This window comes from SAR324 cluster bacterium (assembly GCA_029245725.1).
Lineage (GTDB): Bacteria > SAR324 > SAR324 > SAR324 > NAC60-12 > JCVI-SCAAA005.
The window spans coordinates 1-2,008 of sequence record JAQWOT010000074.1 but is presented as its reverse complement, the minus strand read 5'-3'; the positions used below and the strand labels follow the sequence as shown (position 1 = coordinate 2,008).

The 2,008-nt window shown below is 45.3% G+C and carries 1 protein-coding gene and 1 pseudogene; both read right to left on the bottom strand.

All coding sequences use genetic code 11. The features are described 5' to 3' along the window. On the bottom strand, positions 1–511 hold a 511-nt coding region (locus P8O70_03145; GenBank protein ID MDG2195878.1), incomplete at its 3' end, for an ABC transporter permease subunit. 365 nt (positions 512–876) lie between these two features. Continuing rightward, positions 877–1,986 (bottom strand): annotated as a pseudogene (locus tag P8O70_03140) (ABC transporter permease). Between the last annotated feature and the right edge of the window lie 22 nt (positions 1,987–2,008).

The window sequence follows — 2,008 nt, the reverse complement described above, 5'->3', positions numbered from 1 at the left end:
CGATGATATAGCTAAGGAAGCTAGGTATCAGATGCCTCCTGATGATTCGACTGGAACTGGAACCAGAGAGTTTTACTACAATAATATATTCCTGGTTGCGCTCTGCTAGCAGATGAGTTCGTAGTCTTCGCGCTAAGGTAGGGAAATCAAATGCTCCAATGATGAAGGCAATAGCAAAATAGCGAGTTTCAGAACTCCACTCATCTGGCATCGCTACAGCCAAGGCCAAATAAATAGGGATGGGAGGAATGACTCGAACAGCTTCGGTAAAGGTTTGGAGTACAGCATCAATGTGACCACCAAAATACCCAGAGATTCCCCCAACTAGTAATGAGGTCGTGAGCTTGATAGTTAATGCAAGGAAGCCAATGAAAAGTGAAACCCAGATTGCATGAAAAGTTCTGCCAAAAATATCTTTACCAGCTTTCTCAGTACCAAAAAGATGGATTTGACCAGTCTCTATGCCAAAGAGATGAAGGTCGGAGGTTAAGGTAAACTCTGTGAATCCCAAATTCAGGTTAATCAGCTGATACTTCCAAGTCCGAGGGAACCAGGTTAGGTATCGCTTTTTCTCACAATTTTCTACCTGAACTCTTCGAAAGGTCTTTCGATCAAGTTGCTGTTCAAATGTGCACAGATAGGGTTTGGATCAACTACCATCCTGATTCCGAAACTTGGGCATTTGTGGGGGACCATTGATATACTGCCGATTAGCGCCCGCCGAATTTGGTTCATGAGGAGAAAGAAAAGAGGCAAAAAGGCTAGTCAGGATCAGTAAGGTCAGGAGAATTCCAGCTGTGCAGGAGATGGGCTTCCTGAAAAATCAAGCCCGAATCAGAGCAAATTGACCAGCAGTGTAATAACTCTCTGCTCGCATCACCCTCCCTTCAAAACACTACGTTGAATTCTTGGATCGAAGAGAGCTAGCAGAACATCACTCAAGAAATTTACCACGACAATTGTGAGTGTAATCAGAAAGAGAATAGATGAGGCTAATTCCTGATCATTCGTGAAAGCCAGAGCTGTCAGCAATAGTTGCCCAGCATCTGTCAAAAGTATGATTGAAGCGACAATGGGTAAATCGTTGAAGATTCTGTTGAAGTCAAATCCAACTGAGTTGACCAGAGGGCCAATGGAGTGTCAAACTGGATAACGCATCCAAAGGCTCACTCCTGCTAAGCCTCTCGCTCGTGCAGCTGTAACATAGAGCTTATTTGCCTCATCAATGGTTAAGGCACGAACGGTCTGTAATTGTAGTGCTGTTGCGGACCATCCCAAGGTGAACACCGGTAACCAAAAATGCCACAAAAAGTCTCCAAACTTGGCAGTATTGAATCCATCTTCAAGCCACCAAGCTTGGTCTCTGAATTCTTCGGAAAAAAGGCCAATTGGCGCATCAAGGTCCAGTTGGATATAGAAGACGATGATTCCCAGAGCTATCAAAAAATTGGGTAACACCAAGCCAAGGTAGGAAACAATGCGGAGCAGTGCCTCAAAAATCTTTGAAGTGTCTAATCCGAGACTTCTACCAAATTTTTCCCCTGCTGAGTGATGGGGATCATGATCAACCGAGGGTTGGGTCATGATGATCGCAGAAATCACCCCCAGTGGCAGCGCCAAGGAGTAGGCAAACAGCAATCCCAGTCCACAGACAGCTAAAGAAATGAGGAAGCGATCCCCTATAACTTGTTGTACCGGTGCTCTTTTTTCACATGAAAATCCCAGATCTCCCTCGGTGACCAGTCCATAGATCCACTCTCCCCAGCGTTCGTAAACGGCACCGTCAAGTCCGCGCAACTTACGTTCTGCTTTAATATCTGCATCTGTAATGACTGTTCCTTGGGTGTTCTTACAGGCAATCATGCGAGTAGCACAGTCGCCAGGAACCACCTCCATCAGGTCAAAAATAACAATCGAAACTAAGAGAAGGGTAAAGAGTGCGAGTAGAAATCTTTCGAACAGAAACTGGCCAACTAACGAACGCAACGCCTGCCGGAAGAGAACCAGT